Here is a 699-nt window from a genome sequence, read left to right as displayed (position 1 = left end):
CCACCGGCCCGTCGGTTGAAGAGTTCATTGCTGATGAACGAGCGCAGTCCCATACCTATGGCGGGCGGTCCATTTTCGGTGACGAGCCACCGCCGGATGTCGAGCCTTTGGCGCCTCTCAAGCGCGAGGGATAAGGGTTACGCGCAGAAGCCAGACCTATCGCTCGGCCCTTGGGCAATCCGTCGCGTTTTGCCTCTGCGCTTGTCGCCCGGCTGATTGTCTTTTGATAAGATTCTTGGGTTATGTGTGCCTTCCCGCTCATCGCCTCCTGCGGATTCAGCACCATGCGAGTTCTCTCAAGCCTTGTTCTTTCGGGCCTTGCCACTGCGCTCTCGTTGACATCTTCCGGTGCGCTCGCGGACAGCACGAGCTTGGCCGATACGTTGTGGCGATGCACGCGTTCGACGGACCGCTCGCAATTCGTGATCACCTTCTATCCAGGCGGTGGCGTAGGCGGAGGCGAATTGGAGGGCGGCGAAGTCAGCCCCTACATTTATGATGCGTCCGCAACCAAGGAGGGCGAATGGCCCGGGCGGTGGACGCAGACCCAGGCGACCTTCACCTGGAGCTTTCCGGATCAGCAGATGGAAATCTCCGGGGCGATCAGGCCCACAGGGCAGGGGAGGAAGCAGGCAGGTGCGAGGCTGGCTGGACGCGAAGTGGCGTCCGGTATCGTGTCATCCATCACATGTACCCGCC

1 protein-coding gene is annotated in these 699 nt (G+C 61.2%); it reads left to right on the top strand.

What is annotated here, in order from left to right; translation table 11 throughout:
* Positions 1-284 precede the first annotated feature (284 nt).
* Positions 285-699, top strand: a 415-nt coding sequence (locus ACXJKO_RS31960) for a hypothetical protein (protein WP_457095007.1), incomplete at its 3' end; no start/stop codon positions are given.

This window comes from Microvirga sp. P5_D2 (assembly GCF_054049475.1).
Note: the sequence above shows the minus strand (reverse complement) of the source record. Positions and strands in the feature narration are given on the sequence as shown.